Consider the following 22669-nt stretch of genomic DNA (forward strand, 5'->3'; position numbering starts at 1 on the left):
TTTATTCTGCTGTATGAAGCACAAGTAGTGCTTGAAATACGGGCAGTGGGTGGCCAATTATACAGTCGATGCACACAGTGATTTGCTGATGAAACGGGGATCATTGTGTGGCGATCGGGTGGTTTACCCGGGAAAGGACTTAAAATGACGGATACAGAGTTGAAGACATCGGCGGGTGGACAAGACGGGCTCTATGCCGTGTTGCCGTTGCGCGATATTGTTGTCTTCCCGCATATGATCGTGCCGCTGTTTGTCGGCCGTGAAAGATCAATCCGTGCACTTGAAGAAGTGATGGGCGTTGATAAGCAGATCCTGCTTGCCACGCAGAAGAATGCTGCCGACGATGAGCCGGCCAATGATGCTATTTATGAAGTTGGTACTGTCGCCAATGTGCTGCAGTTACTGAAACTGCCGGACGGCACTGTGAAAGTGCTCGTTGAAGGTATTGCCCGCGCCAAGATTTCCAAATTCAGTGACCGTGAAGATTATCACGAAGCCTATGCTGACATTCTGGAACTGCCGGAAGAAGAACCGGTAGAGATTGAAGCGCTGTCCCGCTCAGTGATGAGCGACTTTGAAAATTATGTGAAGCTGAACAAGAAGATTTCGCCTGAGGTTGTCGGCGCGACCAGCCAGATCGATGATCATTCGAAACTGGCCGATACGGTAACCTCGCATCTGGCGATCAAGATTGCTGAAAAGCAGGAAATGCTTTCGATCCTGTCGGTTCGTGAGCGTCTTGAAAAAGCTCTGGAATACATGGAATCCGAAATCTCGGTTCTTCAGGTTGAAAAGCGCATCCGCTCGCGTGTTAAGCGCCAGATGGAAAAGACCCAGCGCGAATATTACCTGAATGAACAGATGAAGGCGATCCAGAAAGAACTGGGCGACGGTGAAGACGGCCGTGATGAACTGGCCGAGTTGGAAGAACGCATTGCCAAGACCAAGCTGAGCAAGGAAGCTTCGGAAAAAGCGCAAGCTGAAATGAAGAAGCTGCGCTCGATGAGCCCTATGTCGGCGGAAGCCACAGTGGTGCGCAACTATCTCGACTGGCTGTTGTCGCTGCCGTGGAACAAGAAGTCCAAGGTCAAAACCGATCTGGCTTTTGCTGAAGGCGTGCTGGATACGGAACATTTTGGTCTGGAAAAGGTCAAAGAGCGCATTGTCGAGTATCTTGCGGTACAGTCACGTGCTGCCAAGATCAAAGGCCCGATCATCTGTCTCGTTGGCCCTCCGGGCGTGGGTAAAACCTCGCTTGCACGCTCTATCGCCAATGCGACCGGTCGTGAATATGTGCGTATGTCGCTTGGTGGCGTGCGTGATGAGGCTGAAATCCGCGGTCATCGCAGAACCTATATCGGCTCTATGCCGGGCAAGGTTATTCAGTCGATGAAGAAAGCCAAGAAGTCCAACCCGCTGTTCCTTCTCGATGAGATTGACAAGATGGGACAGGATTTCCGCGGCGATCCGTCATCGGCCATGCTGGAGGTGTTGGATCCGGAACAGAATGCAACATTCATGGATCATTATCTGGAGGTCGAATATGACCTGTCCAACGTAATGTTCGTGACAACTGCAAACTCGCTGAATATTCCGGGCCCGTTGCTCGACCGTATGGAGATCATCCGTATTGCCGGCTACACCGAGGATGAAAAACTTGAAATTGCCAAGCGGCATTTGCTGCCAAAGGCAATCAAGGAACATGTTTTGCAGCCGAAGGAATTCTCGGTTGATGAAGCTGCTATCCTGGCTGTGATCCAGCATTACACCCGTGAAGCCGGCGTGCGTAGTCTTGAGCGTGAAATGATGAAACTGGCGCGTAAAGCTGTCACGGAAATCGCACGTAAAAAGACCAAGTCGGTTCATGTAACACGAGATAATATTTCTGATTATCTCGGTGTGGAGAAATACCGTTACGGACAGATCGACGGTGAAGATCAGGTTGGTGTTGTAACCGGTCTGGCATGGACGGAAGTGGGCGGCGAATTGCTGACCATTGAAGGCGTGATGATGCCGGGTAAAGGTCGTATGACTGTTACCGGTAACCTGCGTGATGTGATGAAGGAATCCATTTCGGCTGCGGCATCTTATGTCCGCTCCCGTGCGGTGGATTTCGGCATCGAGCCTCCGCTGTTCGACAAACGTGATATCCACGTGCACGTACCGGAAGGTGCGACACCAAAGGATGGCCCGTCTGCCGGTACAGCAATGGTTACGGCAATTGTTTCTGTGCTGACCGGTATTCCGGTTCGTAAGGATGTTGCTATGACCGGTGAGGTCACACTGCGCGGTCGTGTTCTGCCGATCGGCGGCCTGAAAGAGAAACTGCTGGCAGCTCTGCGCGGCGGTATCAAGAAGGTGCTGATTCCGGAAGAAAACGCCAAGGATCTGGCAGAGATTCCGGACAATGTGAAAAACGCATTGGAAATTGTTCCGGTATCCTTCGTCGGTGAAGTGATTGAACATGCACTGATCCGCAAACCGGAGCCGATTGAATGGGTGGAGCCAGAGGTTTCAGCCATTGCCAAGACCGGCGATGATGATGCGGTTGTGGGCATGGCTCACTAATCATCCGCAGTAAAAAATCAAAAGCCCCGCAAGTCTGACTTGCGGGGCTTTTTTTATTGAGTGGCACTTACCGGCAATGTGACATCCCAGCGGTCTTGCGGGACGGGCAGTCCGGTATCTGTACAGCTTATTCGAATGCGTTTTGCCTGATCGGCATCATCGCGCCATGCTGCATCAAGCGGCAGTGTACATTCCGGTACTGTCACCTTGGAATTAATGACAGGAAATGCCCAGTTACTGTTTTGTGCGATATTTTGATGATTGATGAATTGTGCGGCAACGGCAGCAATCTCATCAGGATTTTGCATTGTTGTATTTACCTGCCTTTGGTGCTCGGCAAAAATCGCATGGCACATGCGTAAATTGTCCAGACCAAAGCGCTGGCGGCAATAGGTGCGGATGTCATCAATACGAGCCAGCGACAGCTTTTCAAAAGCCTCAACATCACATTCCCCGCAAACAATCGGATTAACGAAGCGGAGTTGCAGAGAGGGCTGCTGCTTGACGAAAAACGTATAATCTGTGTCATGCTCGCGGTATCGCACCTCAATACCGGTGAACAGAGCCGCTGCCAGCAATAGTGGTGTCAGACCGAGAGCGGCAAGCAGCGCAAATTTTTTCATGAAAGAATACCATTCTTTAAACAGATCATCTCTGCCTTAAGCAGCGGGGATACGAATGGCAAATATAAAAAAGACCAGTATCAAACTGGTCTTTTCACCTTGGGAGGTTTTATATTTTTAGTGCTCTGCGCCGGAGCCGCCAACAGCAACAATGCTGAAAGGCTGATCCGCCACCGGAATGGTGCGGTCTTCTTTGAAACTCTCAATATTGATCAGGCGAACCAGACTATGGCGCGGATCGGTGATGGCAATGTGATCACCGGCAACGGCCAGACGCGGACGCGGATCGCGCCAGTGGCCGTCTTTGCTGTAAGGCTCGGTTACTTTCGCAGAGCGGGTGATTGTGCCGTCAAGAATATTGATGAGATGTAGCTGACCGTCTTCCGTCAGCACATAGGCATTTTTCAGACGAGCAGGGTCGAGGGCAAAATCCACACGGCGGGTAGGTAAGTCAACGAGGCGGTAAGGTGTGTCACTGTCAGGGTCGATCAGCGCAATCTTGTCCTCACCGTAATTGCCGAGGAAAAACTGCATCGCCTTGCTGCCGATGAGCGTGCTGACTTTACCTTTTGGCAGATCGGCACCATAGGTCAGCATTTTCAGCTCGGCTTTTTTGTCTTTGGACGGGCTGGCGATCAGCACGCCTTCCTCACAGCCGAAGGCTACAAGGCTGGCAGAGAATGCTTCACCATGTAGGGCTGTGCAAGTCGCGACATCGCCTGTCTGCGCGCCGTCAGCTTCAAGGACACGCAGGCCGAGGCGTGGCGGCAGGACGTCGGGCTTGGTTTCTGCTTCCAGATTTGGCACGGAAGCCAGATATTGATTGCCGAAAGGCACAATCACACCGTGATGAGGCGCAGTGGCATCAATGATCTTTGCCTGCGGCTTACCTTTCAGAATATCCTGCTCGGACAGTTCATGGCCTTTGCCTTCGCGGTCAAAGAACAGCACAATACTGTCACCATGCATCACCGCGTGAACCGGCCGTTTGCCTTCAAATTTCTCGTCCAGCAAAGCTGTTTCCGAAACTTCCAGATCACGATGGTCGCCATGATCGGAGAGACTGATGCCGGTTTTAATGACATTCACCTGATCGGCGTCGGATTGCACGGCGAATACAGTTTCGCCGGATGCACTCGCGGTCAGACCCGCATAGCCTTTGATATCAAATTTTCCGAGTTCTTTGCCGCTCTCCAGATCAATAGCCCGAACGACCGGCTTGGTATGATCGGCAACAAACAAACGCCAGACCTGCTTATGTTCCTCATCTGCACTGGCATGACCGGCAATCATTAGGGAGCCTAGTATACCGAGCGCCGTAGCGCATTTTAGCTGTTTTAGCATCATAAACCTCAAGTCGAAATGTAATAACATTACGATTAATAGATGCGTTTCACCGGTATGTCTATGCTGCAAAAGAAATTATTGTAATTTTATAACATAAATAGAGCGGTTTCGATTAAGACTTAGTCGTCAGAACCGCTCTATCTTTTTTATCCTCGCATTGTTCGATGCAAACCGCATCACACTTTGCTGGAAATGCTTTTATGGCTGCGTTTATAAACGCAGCCATTCCTTTGCATGGGTAATATCATCCTGAGATAACTGATGACCTGCATTGAGTGTCTCTGCCGTCAGGTCAGCTCCGTTCTTGCTGAGCCATGTATTCAGCGCTTCAGCATATTTTCCGTAAGGATCAGATTTACCGGCCAGCGTCAGAACTTCTGTGCCGGACAGATCAACCTGCGGTACATCTTCCAGCACATGCATCGGCCGGCACAGAATAGCGCGGCGGATCAGTTTCGGGAAAAGCGCCATCACTGCAGCGGCAAAATTTGCACCATTAGAATAGCCGAGCACCGTGATATCTTCCGGTTTAAGTCCGTAGGAGACAATGGCGCCTTCAAAGAAAGCGTTGAAAGCCTCAGCTTCCGAGCGGATATCTGCCTGATCAAACTGCGTAGCACCAAAGCGGCGGAACCAGCGTGCAGTGCCTTCCTCATGGCTGCGGCCACGTACGCCGAGCAGGGTAGCGCGCGGATTGATGCGATGTGCCATAGGCATCAGATCGGTTTCATTGCCGCCAGTGCCGTGCAACAGCAGAATAACACTGCCATCAGGATTTTCAGGTGTGTGGAAACGATGGACAAACGGCAAATCACGCATAGCAATACGCTCCTCTCCGGGCATCGAAAACTGCGGCATTATGATTTTCAGATCCTGCGCGCGCTCCTGATTATGCGGTGGCACAAACAGTGTTTCGCCCAGATGCTCCGGTGTTTCATCAATGGTAAAACCCGGCCCGTCGGTTGCCAGCTCAATCAGCGTTCCGCCCGGTTCACGCACATAAAGAGAGATGAAATATTTGCGGTCATGGAAATTGGTGATCGACGAGTTGAGGCGTGACAATTCCGTTTCAGACGCTTTGATTGCATCGACATCTTTGGCACGGAAGGCCACATGGTCGGCAATACCAGTTCCCGGAATTCCGGGCACAAAGCCGGTGACATTGCGCACATCCACGAAATCTGTGTCGGAAACCATGCGCAGCACTGTTTCTTCTCGCTGCCCTTCACTATAGCCGAAGCGCTTGATGAAGGCGGCGGTTTCCTCCTGCGTTTCAGTGAAAAGGGTAACGCTGTGCAGACGGGTGGGGGCAGAATTCCACTGATGTGCAGCCGGCATGTCATGACCGACCAGCTTGACGGTAACGCCGTCCGGATCTTTCAGGCGCAGCACAGGTTCACCGAATTCGCGTTTAGGGCCTTCTACGCGGATTTGCTGGGACAGAGCGCGTGTCAGCCAGTCACCAATTGATTCCGGCGGGACTGCCAAGGCAATTTCGGCTACCTGTCCGTGTCCGACACGCCCGCGGGCACCTTCTTCCCAGACCAAAAAGGTAATCAGTGAACCCGGAGAGCCAAGCGCATCACCATAGAACAGGTGCAATTGTTCGCCGTCTTCAAAGCCGCCGGTCTGTTTGACCAGACGCAACCCCAGAAAACCTGCATAAAAATCAATATTGGCCTGCACATTGCGAGTAATGAGGGTCACATGATGGATACCGGAGGTCATATTGGCCTTTCTGAAACTGATGAAGCAGAGAATGAAATCAATCTCTGCCGAGCTGTTCTGTGCTTTGCATTATATTATCGCAGATTTGTATTTTTGTAATATGGGCAGGGTGAACAGTGTATCAACACCGGTCAATTCCCGAAAAGTTGATTTACAGCACATGATATAAAAAGACCCCGCTTTGATGATCAAAACGGGGCAGATATCGAGTAGGTATCATGAGGAGATCAACTTGGTGAAAATATCATCTGTTGATAATACAAATATACGCATAAGTGCATACAAAAATAGTCCAATAAGAAGCGGGAAATTTGTTGTTATTTTAGCATTCGGAATTTTATGAAATCATCGCAAGTGTGTGAAAAATACAATCTGTGATATTGTTTTGGTGCGTACTGCACGTTACGTACTTTACTTTTTATGTTCTGATATAAGTATATTCACACATGATAAATGTGGAGGATGCTTATGAAAGAGCTCTTATTCGCAAGTACAGTACTTAGCAGTGCATTTATTTTTAGTTCAGCAGCGAATGCCGCACCATGTGTAGCCAATGCAAACGGCACCTTTACCGTTAACAACGGCAATAATCAAAACGGATGTTCTGTATCATCTGTCCAAAATATAATTGGTAATACATCTTCAGGTAATATCGGTTTTCTCATTTAAAGTCAGGGACTTAATCGTGTTTTGACAATTGAGAATGATTTCACAACGACGGTTAAGGGAGCTGTAGGTATCTCAGTTTATGGTACGTCTCCTGATTTTACCTCAACATTTGACGCCTCCGGTAAAACAATTAATCTAACAATTGAGAATACTGATGCAAACTCTGCAGCGCCTGCCGGTGATAATATTGCCAAGAATGGTGTCGGGGTGACGCATGGTGGTACCGTGAGAATCGGTACATTGAATTTAAAGATGCTGAATTTGCCAAGCCGTGGGGTTTTTGAACATTATGGTGTGGTGGCCGGATCGACAAATAATGCCGGTGAAACATCCGCATTTAATGGTATGCGCTCAAGGGCGCTTTTTGATAATCTTGATATAAAAATGCAATCCGGACCGTATGTTTTTGGCTACCCTCTTTTAGTCGGTATTCGTGCTATACAGGGTGCACATCGGCAAAGCGGAAACGGATCTGCGGGCTATGTGGAAGTAAAGGGCGATCTGGCAATCGATATTGATGCAGCGTCAAATGATGCCATTGGCATTTACGTATCAGGTTCAGAGCAAAACCGCAGGGTACCGGAAGTCAGGTTAAACAACAGCAATATTAAAATTAAGAGTACATCCGGTCGTGCCAATGCAATCCGTCTGGGTAAAACGGCCGATGTCGGCACAGGTGAGGGTCGTCTGACCTCACTTGGTCGCATGGAAATTGATACAACGGCTGCTGCCAACAGTTCTGCCATCGCTGTGATCTGGCAGGGGGCTGTGTTGGATGCCAATACGGATGCTTCAAGTACGACCATTGCGGCCGGCCGTGAAGCCATTAGTATCAGCGGTAATTTTAACCAATCCAATGCACAGACCGACACGATGTTCAATAATCTTGTTGCGTCTACAACTTCAACAACAGCGAACCTTGTTGAAGTTGCGAGTAATCAACAAAATTATTTGCTGACTGTGCGTGGCTCCAGGAGTCTGCTGACAGCTGCCAGCGGCGGATATCTGCTTAATGTTGACGGAATAAGCGGTCAACCAAGTATAACTACGTTCAATTTTTCAGAAGGAACGATGCTTGGCCTGACCAATAAGGCAGCTGTATCGACTTTAAATCTGAATCTTGATCAGAAGGCAAAATGGGTTTTGCAGGAGAAGACCGGTTCTGCGCCTTCAACCACGGCTGTTTTCACCAAGCTAGATCTTAAAAATGCTTCTGAAGTTGTAGCCTACGGATCAGGCGGTGCTCCCGCTGCCTTTACTTTGCAGGGAGACATCGACAACATTGGCGGTATTCTCAACCTGTCAGATAGCAAAACCGGTGACCAGTTGATTCTGCGCGGGCAATATGTGGGCTCGCAGGGAGCTGTCGCACATCTGGATACATTCCTTGGCGCCAGCGGCTCAGCTTCTGATATGATTGTAAATGACGGTAGTGCAATTTCCGGACAGACCCTGCTGCATATTAAGAATACAGGGACTGATGCCGACGGGACAGATACTGAGCCGGGGCATGGCATTAAGCTTGTAAACTCGATTAATGGCGGCACAACAACAGCTGATGCCTTCATGCTTGATGCAAGTGCAACCAACGCCTATCAGTTTAATGACAAGACTGTTGTTGGTGCCGGCGCCTACGCATATTCCTTGTATAGAGGGCCAAATGCCAAATCCTCTTCCGCATCTGATGAGTATTCAGACAGTGAGATTGCGGATGATTGGTATTTGCGCTCACAACTCGACAAAAAAGACCCTGAGCCGCAGTTTACACAGGGTGTGCCTGTCTATGAGGCTTATCCGCAGATCCTGTTGGCTTTGAACAGCCTGCCCACACTCCAGCAGCGTGTCGGCAATCGCTACTGGAGCAATGCCGGTAATATTATGATTGAGCAGGGTGCGGACGTGATCGGTACTCCGGCTGTTCCTGCGGCTGAAGCCGGAAGCTTTACCGAACGCAACGGCATCTGGGGACGTATTGAAGGTCAGCACCTGAAGTCTAAACCGGCCGCCACCACATCAGGCACGCAGTATGATGCTGATATCTTTAAAATGCAGGCCGGTCTTGATGGCGTTTTAACAGAGACTGATAATGGTCTGCTGATTGGCGGTATTACTGTTCATTATGGCCACGCATCAGCAGATACCCGTTCGGAACATGGTCTTGGTAAGATCTCTGTCGACGGTTATGGCTTTGGTGGTACGCTGACCTGGTATGGAAATAACGGTTTCTATGTTGATACGCAGGCACAGGCAACATGGTATGACAGTGATCTGAGTACCAGAGGCGGAAGTGCTGTCTCTCTTGTCGATGGCAATAACGGCTTTGGTTATGCTTTATCTGCTGAAACCGGTAAGCGGATTGCGCTGAATGACCGCTGGTCGGTTACACCGCAGGCACAGCTTATTTATTCCAATGTCGATTTTGATAATTTTACCGATCAGTATAATGGTGCTGTTTCCCTCCATAAGGGCGACAGTCTTCAGGGGCGCATCGGTGTTTCCGCGGATTATCAGAACTCCTGGTACAATGACAAAGGCATGATAAACCGTTCTTATGTCTACGGTATTGCCAATTTGTATTATGAGTTCCTCGACGGCTCAGCGGTTGATGTATCGTCTGTACGTTTTGCCAGCCGCAATGACCGCTTCTGGGGCGGGATTGGACTGGGTGGCAGCTACAACTGGGATAATGATAAATATTCCATCTATGGCGAGGGGGCGGTAAATACGAGCCTCAATAATTTCGGAGACAGCTACGCCTATAAAGGAACCATCGGACTTCGTGTTAAATGGTGATAAGTTTGAATATCTCTTAAAAACATTGAAGCCCTGGAGACATCCGGGGCTTTTTTATAAATCATCAAGCATTTGATAACGCAAAGCGATTTTGAAATGTGGCTGCAAATTATCTACGGAGAAAGTGGTGAGCGCGCACGGGTTCGAACCGTGGACCTACTGATTAAAAGTCAGTTGCTCTACCGGCTGAGCTACGCGCTCTTGCAATTTCGAAGACACAAGGTCTTTGTCAGGAGCATCTCGGTAATGCTCTGCAAGTGGGGCGATACATAGGGTGGTTTGACGCTATCGTCAACAGCAAAAATCAGTGTTTAAATTCAAAGTTTTAATTTTATGCACAGAATATGCAGGATTGCATATACATGCTCGTTGAGCTGAAATATTGATTTTTTAATTTTATAAAAAGGGAGAGAGTGGTGAGCGCGCACGGGTTCGAACCGTGGACCTACTGATTAAAAGTCAGTTGCTCTACCGGCTGAGCTACGCGCTCTTGCAATTTCGAAGACACAAGGTCTTTGTGAGGAGCATCTCGGTAATGCTCTGCAAGTGGGGCGATACATAGGTGCGGTAATTCGGATCGTCAACACCCAAAATCATCGTTTTCCATGAGAAAAGGTGTTTTCTTGAGTTTTTTCTGATTTTTCCCCAGATAGGTGACCAGATTTTAGCTTTAGGCACCACGTAATTTATGTTTTCAGGCTCCGGTTCTCAAAACGAAGCGGGAGATTATATGCGTTTTGTATAATTATCCTTCAAATTGATTCCCCTAAGCCATTGTTTGCGTGGTTGATTCTTTGGGGGACGGCCTGTTGTCTGAATAAACAAGACATTTGATACGCAAACTTTAAAGGTAACGGCATCGTCTGTTTCTATCTTTTGAATTTCTGGCTATAAGACGCGCACAGACAATCTTCTGCAATGCGCGGAGGATGCACCACAGAATGGCGCAGAACCATTTTGGCCGGATTTTTCCGGTGACTGGTTCCGCAGCATGACAGGAAAACACTATGGCAATTGACATTTCTTACCTTACAGCTGTTGGTGCCGGTGCCTTGTCTTTTCTCTCTCCCTGTGTGCTGCCGCTGGTGCCGCCTTATCTCTGTTATATGGCGGGCGTGAGTGTGGATGATTTCCGCAATGGCGGCGAGGCCTCGCAGGCCATGCGCAACCGTATCCGTTTGCTGCTGACGTCATTTGCATTCGTTCTCGGCTTTACCACTGTTTTTGTGGCGCTCGGTGCCGGTGCATCATCGATCGGTCACTTTCTGCGCCAATGGCAGCAGGAAATGGCAATTGCCGCCGGTCTTGTGATTATTGTGATGGGTTTGAACTTCCTCGGGCTAATCCGCATTCCGATGCTGTCGCGGGAAGCGCGCTTTCAGGCCAATTCCGCACCGGCCACACCGCTGGGTGCTTATATTATGGGGTTGGCCTTTGCATTCGGCTGGACACCATGTATCGGGCCGGTGTTGGGGCCGATCCTGACACTCGCAGGCTCAAAAGCTTCGGTGCTCGATGGCGCATCACTGCTGGCTGTTTATTCGCTGGGACTGGGCATTCCGTTTATGCTGGCGGCATTATTCTCCGGCAGATTTATGCGTTTCCTCTCACGTTTCCGCGTGCATATGGGCAAGGTAGAAAAAGTGATGGGTATTCTGCTGGTGCTTGCCGGTATCCTGTTCCTCACAGGCGGTATGGAGGCTTTTGCCTTCTGGTTGCTTGAGACATTCCCTGTGCTGGGTAAACTCGGATAATCATCACAGATCGTGCCGTTTGTTTCTGAAAAGTGACCGGCTTGCTCATAAAATTTATAGAAGCGCGGATTTAAAAACAGATTTATACAGCTAATCATGCAGATCCGTTTACCGCTGCCTTGTATTGTGTAAATGAATCTATACGTTTCGCCCGTAAAGTGGTTCTGATAAATCAGACCATTGACTGCCAGTTCGAATAACGGAAATATTTATGGCTTCCAGATCCTGCCTGACCATCATCCTCGCTGCCGGTGAGGGTACACGCATGAAATCCTCTATGTCGAAAGTACTGCATGAGATCGCCGGTTTGCCGCTGGTAGGCCATGTGGTCAAGGCTGTGCAGGGCGCTGATGATGAGGTCGATCTGGCGGTTGTGGTCGGGCGCGGCGCGGAAGATGTGCAAAAAGCTGTCGGCAAAATCAGCACGACTGCGCGTTTTTATGAGCAGACCGAGCGTCTGGGTACTGCCCACGCGGTTCTGGCTGCGCGTGAAGCACTGGCCGAAAATCATGATGATGTGCTGGTGGTTTTTGGCGATACGCCGCTGATCGAAGAAACCTCATTGCGCGCTGCCCGTAACAAGCTGGCTGAAGGTGCGGATATTGTGGTGATGGGCTTTCGTCCTGAAAATCCGACCGGCTATGGCCGCCTGGTTGAAGAGAATGGCAAGCTGATTGCTATTGTTGAAGAAAAAGATGCGACAGACGATCAGCGCAAAATCATTTTCTGCAATGGTGGGTTGATGGCGCTGAACGGCAAACATGCGCTGCAGCTGATCTCTGCCGTGAAGAACGATAATTCCAAAGGCGAATATTATCTCACTGATGTGGTGAAGCTGGCGCATGCGCAAGGTCTGAATGTTATCGCCATTGATGTGCCGGTTGAGAATGTCATCGGCATTAATAATCGTGCTGAACTGGCCGAAGCTGAAGCTCTGTGGCAGGCACGTAAACGCCGTGATGTGATGCTGTCCGGTGTGACGCTGATTGCACCAGAAACGGTTTTCTTTGCTCATGATACGCTGATTGAAGCGGATGTGCTGATTGAACCGAATGTCTTCTTCGGCGCTAAAGTGACTGTTGAAAGCGGCGCGGTCATCCATGCATTCTCGCATATTGAAGGTGCCCATATTGGTGCCAATGCCAACGTGGGGCCGTTTGCGCGCTTACGTCCGGGTGCAAAGCTTGGCACGAAAGCCAAGGTCGGCAATTTCTGCGAAGTGAAAAATGCGGATATCGGCACCGGTGCTAAGGTCAATCATCTGTCCTATATCGGCGATGCGACTGTGGGTGCGGAAACCAATATCGGTGCGGGCGTCATCACCTGCAATTATGACGGCTATAACAAGTTTAAAACCATAATTGGCAGCAATGCATTTGTCGGTTCCAACTCTGCTCTGGTTGCACCGCTGACAATCGGTAACGGTGTCTATGTGGCTTCCGGCAGCGTGATTACGGATGAAGTGCCTGAGAATGCATTAGCGCTCGGCCGTGCCCGTCAGGTCAACAAAGAAGGTCGTGCAGAAGTTTTGCGCGAAAAGTATAAAGCCATTAAGGCAAATAAAAACAAATAATTATCATAAAAACATCATTTTAAAATTTAGAATGATGTTCGGAATTGTGTGGTCTTGAGACCTATAGGTCAGACCTTAAAACAAAGACGCAACAGGAACAGACACTCATGTGCGGAATTATTGGTATTGTTGGCAAACAGCCGGTCGCTATGCGGCTTGTGGATGCACTGAAGCGTCTGGAATATCGCGGTTATGATTCAGCCGGTATCGCCACTCTGGTCGAGGATCAGATCGTGCGCAGCCGTGCGGAAGGTAAGCTGGTTAATCTGGAGAACCGCTTGGCAGCAGAACCGCTGAGCGGAACAATCGGTATTGGTCATACACGCTGGGCAACCCACGGCGCACCAACTGAACGCAATGCGCATCCCCATGCCACCGAGCAGGTTGCGATTGTACACAACGGCATTATCGAAAATTTTGCCGAACTACGCACTGAGCTGGAAGCGGAAGGCGTAAAGTTCCAGAGTGATACGGATACGGAAACTGTGGCGCAGCTGGTAGCACGCAATATCCGCTCCGGTGATGCACCTGTTGATGCGGTGCGCAACGTGCTTGGCCGTCTGCGCGGTGCTTTTGCGCTGGCCTTCCTGTTCACCGGCGAGAACGAAATGCTGGTTGCGGCGCGTCGCGGTTCGCCGCTGGCAATCGGCTATGGCGAAGGGGAAATGTTCCTCGGCTCCGATGCGATTGCGCTGGCACCTTTCACAGATAAAGTGACCTATCTGGAAGATGGTGACTGGGCAGTTCTGACCCGTGACAGCGTAGCCATCTATGATGAAGGCAATAATGCGGTCAGCCGCGTTGTGCAGCAGTCGGCCAGTGGTGCCTATGTTGTCAACAAGGGCAACTATAAGCACTTCATGGAAAAGGAAATCTATGAGCAGCCGGAAGTGATTTCTCGCACACTGGCGCATTATCTGGATTTCGCATCCTCGTCGATCCGCACAGATGTCAATAATATCGACTGGTCGAAGATCAACCGCATGGCCGTTTCCGCCTGCGGTACTGCTTATTATGCCGCGACAATCGGCAAATATTGGCTGGAACGCTATGCGCGTCTGCCGGTGGAAATCGATATTGCATCGGAATTCCGCTACCGTGAAATGCCGCTCTCAACTGATACGCTGGCACTGTTTGTGTCGCAGTCGGGTGAAACCGCCGATACGCTGGCCTCGCTGCGCTATTGCCGCTCGCAAGGCCTGCCGATTGCAGCTGTGGTCAATGTGCGTGAATCCACGATTGCCCGTGAGGCCGATATTGTTCTGCCGACACTGGCAGGGCCTGAAATCGGCGTGGCATCGACCAAGGCTTTCACCTGTCAGCTTTCGGTTTTAGCTTCACTGGCGCTGTCTGCTGCCAAGGCGCGCGGAACCATTACACCTGAAGAAGAGAAGGAGCTGGTTGATCAGCTGGGCAATCTCTCCGGTGTGCTACATGAAGCGCTGAAACTGGCACCTAAGGTCGAAGCCATCTGCCGCGATCTGATGAATGTCAAAGATGTGCTTTATCTCGGTCGCGGCACATCCTATCCGCTGGCTCTCGAAGGCGCGCTGAAGCTCAAGGAAATCTCCTATATTCACGCAGAAGGCTATGCAGCCGGTGAGCTGAAGCACGGACCGATTGCCCTGATCGATGAAACCATGCCGGTGATTGTGATTGCTCCATTTGATCGTCTTTATGAAAAGACCGTGTCGAATATGCAGGAAGTGGCAGCCCGTGGCGGCCGCATCATCCTGATCACTGACAAAGAAGGTGCAAAACACGCCAATGTGAATGCGCATTCCGTGCTGATTATGCCGGATGTGCCGGAATTCATCGCGCCTCTGGTCTATGCGCTGCCGATCCAGATGTTGGCTTATTACACTGCCGTCTTCATGGGAACAGACGTGGATCAGCCGCGTAATTTGGCAAAATCTGTGACTGTTGAATAATTAATTCAATATGATGTTAGGTAGATAGTTGAGGTTTGAACAAGACAAAGGTGATGTCTATTAATTTTCCTAGGGAAATTTAACATGTTGATCATTTTGGGTGGATTACCAGGAAGCGGAAAAAGCACGATTGCGAAGTTGCTGGCTGAGAAGTTAGCTGCGGTGTATCTGCATATCGATACAATTGAACAGGCTATCAGTGCATCGTCTCTTGATAAAAACCCCAAAATAGGACCAGAGGGATACTTCGTGGCTTATGACGTAGCAAGAGAAAATTTACGTTTAGGCTTATTGGTTATCATTGATTCAGTAAACGCAATAAATTTGACACGAAAAGCATTCCGAGATGTTGCTGTGTTTGCAAATGTACCATTTTTAGAGGTGGAAATTTATTGCTCAAATCAAAACGAACATCGTTCTCGCGTGGAAAGCCGTATTGCAGATAATGAGGGGAAAAAGTCTCCAGATTGGCATCAGGTAATTAGTCGTAACTATGAGCCTTGGGAAACAACGCCATTGCGGCTGGATAGTTTTCAGTTATCAGCTCTCCAATGTGCGAATGAAATTATTTCTGTGATTAAAGCAAAATAATATTATATTGACGATTGGATAACAAAAAGGCGGCTCATAAGCCGCCTTTTTGTTATCCTGCTCTGAGCAGTCTGATTGCCTCGTCACGGCCGAAAATATAGAGCAGCAACCGCAGTGCCTGACCGCGCTCGCTTTGCAAATCAATATCCCGCTCCAGCATCAGCCGTGCATCTTTACGGGCGATCTCCAGCAGGTCGGTATGCGCTTCCATTGAGGCGAGTTTGAAGCCCGGCGTGCCGGACTGGCGGGTGCCGAGCAGCTCACCTTCACCACGCAGTTTCAGGTCTTCTTCGGCAATGCGGAAACCGTCTTCTGTCTCGCGCATCACCTGCAAACGCGCTTTGGCAATCTCACCCAGCGGGCCTTTATAAAGCAGCAGACAAGTGGACGGCTTATCACCACGCCCGACACGACCGCGTAGCTGATGCAATTGCGACAGGCCGAAGCGCTCGGCATGTTCAATCACAATCACGGTGGCATCCGGCACGTCCACACCAACCTCAATCACCGTGGTGGCAATCAACAGGCGGGTATCCCCGCGTTTGAAAGCCAGCATGGCATCGTCTTTTTCAACGCCGGTCATGCGGCCATGAATGAGGCCAAGCTTGTCTCCGAAGATTGGCTGAAAGGACTGAAAGCGCTCTTCGGCAGAGGTCAGCTCAACATGTTCTGATTCCTCCACCAGCGGGCATATCCAGTAAATTTTCTGCCCCTCAGAGATTGCTTTGCGCATCCGGTCAACAATTTCACTTAACCGCTCACTTGGCACAATCGCGGTGGTGATTGGTTGGCGGCCTGCCGGTTTCTCTGTAAGTTTGGAGACATCCATGTCGCCAAAGGCGGTTAGCACCAGCGTGCGCGGGATCGGCGTTGCGGTCATTACCAACATATCCGGTGCGGTGCCCTTGGCGGTAAGTTGCAGACGCTGATGCACACCGAAACGATGCTGCTCATCAATAATCACCAGCACCAGATCATGATAATCGACCTTATCCTGAAACAGCGCATGGGTGCCGATAATGATATGGATTGTACCATCCGCCAGTTCATCGAGAATGCGCTGGCGTTCTTTGCCTTTTTCGCGGCCTGTCAGCAGCGCTGCTTTTAAGCCGGATTTTTCAGCCAATGGCGCAATAGTGGCATAATGCTGGCGTGCCAGTACTTCGGTCGGTGCCATCAGCGCAGATTGCCCGCCGGATTCCGCCGCATGTGCCATAGACAGTAAGCCAACCACAGTTTTGCCGGCACCGACATCACCTTGCAGCAGACGCAGCATGCGTTCCGGCTGTTTGAGATCGCCGATAATATCTTTAACCGCCTGTTCCTGACCTTTCGTCAGGCTATAGGGCAGATTGGCCAATATCTGCGCGGTGATTTTGCCTGTACCATTGAGCGGGCGACCGGAGAGACGCTTGGTCTTGGCGCGCACCAGCGCCAGTGCCATTTGTCCGGCGAGAAATTCATCATAGGCGAGGCGGCGGCGAGAAGGACTGTCCTGCGCAATATCTTCCGGCTCTTCCGGCAGATGCAGATGATGCAAAGCTTGCGAGAAAGACGGAAAGCCCTCCCGCTGCATCAGCGTCTTGTCTTGCCATTCCGGCAGATCAGGAATGCGTGTCAGCGCATCGCGCATTGCGCGTGCCAGTGTTTTGGGTGAAAGACCGGCAGTCAGCGGATAGACCGGCTCAATCAATGGCAGATCATCGCTGCCGTCTATCGGCGCAATATGATCGGGATGCACCATTGAAGCGCGGCCGTTGAACCATTCCACCTTGCCGGAGACGATGACTTTCTCTCCGAGCGGCAGGCTCTTTTCCAGCCACGGGCGCTGGGCACGGAAGAAAACCAGTGTTACTTCGCCCGTATCATCATGGGCATAAATGCGATGGGGCACGGAGCCACGCATAAAGGCACCTGATTTGGCCGTAGAGGGTGAGAACTGATATTCATCAACCGTCACTTCCAGCGTGACCACCGCACCTTCTTGCGCAAAAGCCACACCCGGACGGTTGCGCCGGTCAATCACACTGTTTGGCGGTAAGAACAGCAATTGTCCCACACGCGGCTCAAGCATCGTCGCGCTTTCCGCGCCGAGCAGTTTCAGCAGCAGAGCAGAGACTTTGGGTCCGATACCGGTGAGGGTGCGGACAGATGCAAACAGGGGATCAAGCAGACTTGGACGCATGAAAGCAAACTTACTTAGATCTTATTAACTTGCAAGCTGACATCGCGCTCATCCCGCGTTATATGGCTGGTAACATTATTGAATGCACAGACGTTATTCCGGAGAGTGATATGAGCACAGGCAGTAAATTATCGGGCACCGAGGCAGGCGCACAGCTGGATCCGCGTCGTCGTAAGTTGCTGTTCCGCTCATGGCACCGTGGTATGAAAGAAATGGATCTGATCTTTGGTCAATATGCCGACATGCATATTGCGACGATGGATGAAGATACTTTGAATGAGTTCGATCGCCTGCTCGAAGTGCTCGACCGCGATCTGTTCAAATGGATTACCGGCGAAGACAAAACACCGGAAGCTTTTGACACGGTTTTGTTCCGTGATCTTATTTTGTTCCGCGATAAAATCGACTATTGATCTTATAAATCAGAAGTTCGTACACATAGCAGAGTCATCCTATGCCCGTATTTTCCAAACTTGGTCTGAAACCGGTACTCGTTAATCATGTGCTGATTGACGGTGTCGCCGATGGTTATGAAGCCTTTGTGCTGGCCAAAATTCTGGAAGAGGCGGGTGATAAAGGGCCGGTGCTGTTTATCGCGCGCGACGGGCAGCGCGTGGCTGATATTGAGCAGGTGATCGGCTTTATCATGCCGGAACTGCCGGTATTGCATATTCCGGCATGGGACTGTCTGCCCTATGACCGCGTTTCCCCCGGTGCAACGGTATCAGCCAGACGTCTGAATGCGCTGAGTAAGCTGAGCGCTTTGCGTGAGCAGAAACATCCGGCGCTGATTATTGCCACTGCCAATGCGGTATTGCAGAAACTGCCGCCACGCGCCGTGCTGGCTGAACAGAGTTTCTCTGCCCGTCCCGGCAATCGCGTGAATATGGATGAGCTGACCCAACGCCTTGAGCGTAACGGCTTTGAACGCGTGCCGACGGTGCGTGATGTCGGTGAATTTGCCGTACGCGGTGGTATTCTTGATCTGTTCGTACCGGGTGCGGAGGAACCGCTGCGCCTCGACTTCTTTGGTGATACGCTGGAGAGTATCCGTGCGTTCGATCCGGCCTCGCAGCGCACCACTGAGACGCATAAGGAGTTTACACTCCAGCCGATGAGCGAGATTACGCTCTCGCCGGATATGATCAGCCGCTTCCGTAAGAATTATATCGCTGCCTTTGGTGCACCGTCACGGGATGATGCGCTTTATGCCGCGATCTCGGAAGGACGCCGCTTTGCCGGTATGGAGCACTGGCTGCCGCTGTTCTATGACGAGATGGAAACGCTGTTCGATCACACAGGCGCAATGCCTGTTGTATTCGATCATCTGGTGCCGGAAGCCATTGCCGAGCGTCACAAGCTGGTGCTTGACCATTATGAAGCCCGCCAGAAACAGGCAGAAGGCAAAGAAGCTGCTGATGCTATTCCCTATAAGCCTGTGGCACCAAGCCAGCTCTATATGTCGCTGCGTAAGGTGGAAGAGGCAGCAGAGGCCAATGGCAAGCGCTATGACCTCACACCTTTTGAAGCGCCTGAGGCCAGTGGCCGGCATATTATCCATGCGGATGCTCATAAAGGCCGCAGCTTTGCTGAAGAGCGCGCCGCTAAAGACGTCAATCTGTTCGAGGCGGTAACCAAATATATCGCTGAGCTGCGGGCAAGCGGCAAAAAGATCATGATCGCCGCATGGACGGAAGGCTCGCTTGACCGTCTGCTACAGGTACTGGATGAACATGGTCTGGAAAAGATCGAGACAGTCAAAGACCTGCGTACAGTCAAAGCCCTGTCGCGTGATAAGATCACCGCAACTGTGCTGGCGGTTGAAAGCGGCTTTGATGCCGGTGATCTCGTTGTGGTGGCCGAGCAGGATATTCTCGGTGATCGCCTGATCCGCCGCACCAAGAAACGCAAACGCGATGCCGATTTCATCTCTGAGGCCGGTAGTCTGACCGCAGGCGATATCGTTGTTCATGTCGATCACGGTATCGGTAAGTTTGTTGGCTTGCGTACGATTACTGCTGCCGGTGCGCCGCATGATTGCCTTGAGCTGCATTATGCCGGTGACGATCGTCTGTTCCTGCCGGTTGAAAATATTGAGCTGCTGTCGCGCTACGGTTCGGAGGGCTCATCCGCCATTCTGGATAAGCTCGGCGGCGGCGCATGGCAGGCTCGTAAAGCCAAGCTCAAGAAACAGCTGCTGGAAATGGCTGGCCATCTCATTCGTATTGCTGCGGAACGCGCGATGCGTGGTGCGCCGGTACTCTTGCCGCCCGAAGGTATTTATGGCGAGTTTGCCGCGCGCTTCCCTTATGATGAGACGGAAGACCAGCAGCGCGCCATTGATGCGATCTTTGACGATCTTGGCGATGGCAAGCCGATGGATCGTCTGGTTTGCGGTGATGTCGGCTTTGGTAAGACCGAAGTCGCGCTGCGTGCGGCTTTTGTAGCGGCTTTGAACGGCTATCAGGTCGCGGTTGTGGTGCCGACCACGCTGTTGTCACGCCAGCATTTCAAAACCTTCTCCACCCGCTTTAACGGCTTGCCGATCAATGTCGCTCACGCTTCGCGTCTCGTTGGCTCTAAAGAACTGGCACTGACCAAGAAGGGTGTTGAAGAGGGCACCGTGGATATCGTTGTCGGCACCCATGCGCTGCTTGGTAATTCGATCAAGTTCAAAAATCTCGGCCTGCTGATTATCGACGAAGAACAGCATTTTGGCGTGAAGCATAAAGAGCGCCTGAAAGACCTGAAATCCGACATTCACGTGCTGACACTCACCGCAACGCCGATCCCGCGCACGTTGCAGCTGGCGCTCACCGGTGTTCGTGAATTGTCGCTGATTACCACGCCGCCGGTTGATCGTATGGCGGTGCGTACCTTCATTTCACCTTTTGATGCGCTGGTCATCCGCGAAACCCTGATGCGCGAGCGTTATCGCGGTGGTCAGAGTTTCTATGTCTGTCCGCGTATTTCCGATCTTGCTGAGATTAAAGAGTTCCTTGACCAGCATGTACCGGAACTGAAAGTTGCTGTGGCCTATGGGCAGATGGCTGCCGGTGAGCTGGAAGACATTATGAATGCCTTCTATGACGGGCAATATGATGTACTGCTCTCCACAACCATCGTGGAATCCGGTCTGGATATTCCGACCGCCAATACAATGATCGTGCATCGTGCGGATATGTTTGGTCTGGCACAGCTCTATCAGCTGCGTGGCCGCGTTGGCCGTTCCAAGCAGCGTGCATTTGCACTGTTCACGCTACCTGCAGGCAAAACGCTGACCCAGACTGCCGAGCGTCGCCTCAAAGTGCTGCAATCGCTGGATACTTTGGGCGCTGGTTTCCAGCTGGCCAGCCACGATATGGATATTCGCGGTGCAGGTAATCTGCTGGGTGATGAGCAATCCGGTCACATCAAGGAAGTCGGCTTTGAGCTTTACCAGCAAATGCTGGAAGAGGCCGTTGCCGAGCTGAAATCCGAAGGCCCTGTGGTGGACAGCCATTGGTCGCCACAAATTGCGGTTGGCACAGCGGTGATGATACCGGAATCCTATGTGCCGGATCTGCAATTGCGTCTTGGTCTGTATCGCCGTCTGGCCGATCTGGATACAACGCAGGAGATTGATGGTTTTGGTGCCGAGCTGATCGACCGTTTTGGTCCGCTGCCGGAAGAAGTGCAGCACCTGCTCAAGATCGTGTTCATCAAGGCGCTGTGCCGCAAGGCCAATGTTGAGAAACTGGATGCGGGGCCGAAGGGTATTGTTATTCAGTTCCGTGACAAGACCTTCTCGAATCCGGCAGGTCTGGTGCAGATGATTGCGGCACAAGGCTCGCTGGCGAAGATCCGGCCGGATCACAGCATTGTCTTTATTCGCGATTATCCGACCGCTGAAAAACGCCTGACCGGCTCAGCGGTGATCATGACACAGCTGGCAAAAATCGCCGGAGAATAAGCAAAACAGGGGGGATAAAATGCAAAAGCAGCTTGTTGAAACCAGACATGGCCGTCTTGAAATCATGACCAGCGCAGGTAAGGGCGCGCCAATCTTGTTTATTCATGGCAATTCTGCCTGCAAGGAAGTGTTTCACAAGCAGTTTGAATCCTCGCTGGCGCATGATTTCCGGCTGATCGCTTTTGATCTTCCGGGACATGGTGCCTCCAATAATGCTGCTGATCCGCAAAAGAGCTATACATTGCATGGCTATGCGCAAGCTGCTGTCGATGTACTGCAAGCGCTGGATGTGACATCTGCTGCCGTGTTTGGCTGGTCGCTTGGCGGACATATTGGTCTGGAAATGATTGCGCAGCAGGCACCGGTCAGCCGTTTGATGATCACCGGCACGCCACCATTTGCCAAAGATGCGGATGCGGTAGGGCAGGCTTTTGTGCCCAGTGAAGCACTGAAATATGGTGGCCAGCGCGAATTGGATGATGCGCAGGCACAATCTTATGCACGCCATGTCGTGCATCCGGATAAGCCGACACCGGCCTTTATGGTGGATGCCGTACGCAGAACCGACGGGCTGACACGCCAGACAATGTTCGAGAATATTCTGGCGGAGAATATCGCTGACCAGCAGCATATGGCTGAGAATTGTCCTGTGCCGCTGGCTATTCTCAATGGCGCCGAGGATCATTTCATCAACAATGCGCATATCGCATCCCTGAATTATAAAAACCTCTGGGAAGAGACGATATTCCTGCTACCACAGGTCGGCCATGCAGCTTTTCTGGAAAAGCCGCAACTGTTTAACCGCATATTAGAACGCTTTCTACGCGGCTGATAGTATTCACTTGATTATGACGGGCTTTCAGATCAATTAGTGTTGTTGATTTGAAAGTAAGTTTTTTATTATAATATTATATTTTAAATTTAGTTTAAATGTATTTATTAAGTATTATTGTTT

The 22669-nt window shown here is 50.9% G+C and carries 14 protein-coding genes and 2 tRNA genes; 10 read left to right on the forward strand and 6 right to left on the reverse strand.

The genetic code is table 11. From position 1 onward, the window contains the following. Positions 1-144 precede the first annotated feature (144 nt). Positions 145-2568, forward strand: coding sequence for an endopeptidase La (lon, locus tag P8H26_RS05155; protein ID WP_289631789.1), 2424 nt, complete (start codon positions 145-147; stop codon positions 2566-2568). Positions 2569-2621: 53 nt separating this feature from the next. Here the strand turns inward: lon and P8H26_RS05160 are convergent, their stop codons facing one another. From P8H26_RS05160 to P8H26_RS05170, 3 genes are all read right to left on the reverse strand, one after another. Continuing rightward, positions 2622-3191, reverse strand: a complete 570-nt coding sequence (locus P8H26_RS05160) for a hypothetical protein (protein ID WP_289631790.1) — start codon at positions 3189-3191, stop codon at positions 2622-2624. A gap of 117 nt (positions 3192-3308) precedes the next feature. Further along, positions 3309-4538 (reverse strand): hypothetical protein, encoded by a 1230-nt coding sequence (locus P8H26_RS05165; protein WP_374708223.1) that lies wholly within the window; start codon positions 4536-4538, stop codon positions 3309-3311. A gap of 210 nt (positions 4539-4748) precedes the next feature. After that, entirely contained in the window at positions 4749-6266 is a 1518-nt protein-coding gene (locus tag P8H26_RS05170) for a VOC family protein (protein ID WP_289631792.1), read from the reverse strand. A 468-nt stretch (positions 6267-6734) separates the two neighbouring features. On the opposite strand from P8H26_RS05170, the gene P8H26_RS05175 reads away from it, so the two are divergent. After that, entirely contained in the window at positions 6735-6935 is a 201-nt protein-coding gene (locus tag P8H26_RS05175; RefSeq protein ID WP_289631794.1) for a hypothetical protein, read from the forward strand. Positions 6936-6956: 21 nt separating this feature from the next. After that, positions 6957-9728, forward strand: coding sequence for an autotransporter outer membrane beta-barrel domain-containing protein (locus P8H26_RS05180; RefSeq protein ID WP_289631795.1), 2772 nt, complete (start codon positions 6957-6959; stop codon positions 9726-9728). Between the two features lie 125 nt (positions 9729-9853). Here P8H26_RS05180 and P8H26_RS05185 read toward each other — a convergent pair. Then, positions 9854-9929, reverse strand: a tRNA-Lys gene (locus P8H26_RS05185). Positions 9930-10142: 213 nt separating this feature from the next. Beyond that, a tRNA-Lys gene (locus P8H26_RS05190) sits at positions 10143-10218 on the reverse strand. 517 nt (positions 10219-10735) lie between these two features. Here P8H26_RS05190 and P8H26_RS05195 point away from each other — a divergent pair. From P8H26_RS05195 to P8H26_RS05210, 4 genes are all read left to right on the forward strand, one after another. Continuing rightward, a complete protein-coding gene (locus P8H26_RS05195) occupies positions 10736-11482 on the forward strand; it encodes a cytochrome c biogenesis CcdA family protein (protein WP_289631796.1) in 747 nt (248 codons plus the stop codon). A gap of 211 nt (positions 11483-11693) precedes the next feature. After that, complete coding sequence (gene glmU / locus P8H26_RS05200) at positions 11694-13055, forward strand: bifunctional UDP-N-acetylglucosamine diphosphorylase/glucosamine-1-phosphate N-acetyltransferase GlmU (protein ID WP_289631797.1); 1362 nt, start codon at positions 11694-11696, stop codon at positions 13053-13055. A gap of 107 nt (positions 13056-13162) precedes the next feature. Continuing rightward, complete coding sequence (gene glmS, locus P8H26_RS05205) at positions 13163-14986, forward strand: glutamine--fructose-6-phosphate transaminase (isomerizing) (protein WP_289631798.1); 1824 nt, start codon at positions 13163-13165, stop codon at positions 14984-14986. Positions 14987-15070: 84 nt separating this feature from the next. Then, the gene (locus P8H26_RS05210) at positions 15071-15577 is read left to right on the forward strand and encodes an AAA family ATPase (protein ID WP_289631799.1); all 507 of its coding nucleotides are present in this window, start codon (positions 15071-15073) and stop codon (positions 15575-15577) included. Between the two features lie 52 nt (positions 15578-15629). On the opposite strand, the gene recG is transcribed toward P8H26_RS05210, so the two are convergent. Further along, a complete protein-coding gene (gene recG, locus P8H26_RS05215) occupies positions 15630-17762 on the reverse strand; it encodes an ATP-dependent DNA helicase RecG (RefSeq protein WP_289631800.1) in 2133 nt (710 codons plus the stop codon). 110 nt (positions 17763-17872) lie between these two features. Between recG and P8H26_RS05220 the strand changes: the two genes are divergently transcribed. The 3 genes from P8H26_RS05220 to P8H26_RS05230 are packed head-to-tail and all read left to right on the forward strand — an operon-like array spanning position 17873 to position 22546. Then, a complete protein-coding gene (locus P8H26_RS05220; protein WP_289631801.1) occupies positions 17873-18175 on the forward strand; it encodes a succinate dehydrogenase assembly factor 2 in 303 nt (100 codons plus the stop codon). 41 nt (positions 18176-18216) lie between these two features. Next, positions 18217-21714, forward strand: coding sequence for a transcription-repair coupling factor (mfd, locus tag P8H26_RS05225; RefSeq protein WP_289631802.1), 3498 nt, complete (start codon positions 18217-18219; stop codon positions 21712-21714). A 19-nt stretch (positions 21715-21733) separates the two neighbouring features. After that, complete coding sequence (locus tag P8H26_RS05230) at positions 21734-22546, forward strand: alpha/beta fold hydrolase (RefSeq protein WP_289631803.1); 813 nt, start codon at positions 21734-21736, stop codon at positions 22544-22546. The last annotated feature ends 123 nt before the right edge of the window (positions 22547-22669 follow it).

It is taken from the genome of Pseudochrobactrum sp. sp1633, assembly GCF_030376605.1.
Classification (GTDB): domain Bacteria; phylum Pseudomonadota; class Alphaproteobacteria; order Rhizobiales; family Rhizobiaceae; genus Pseudochrobactrum.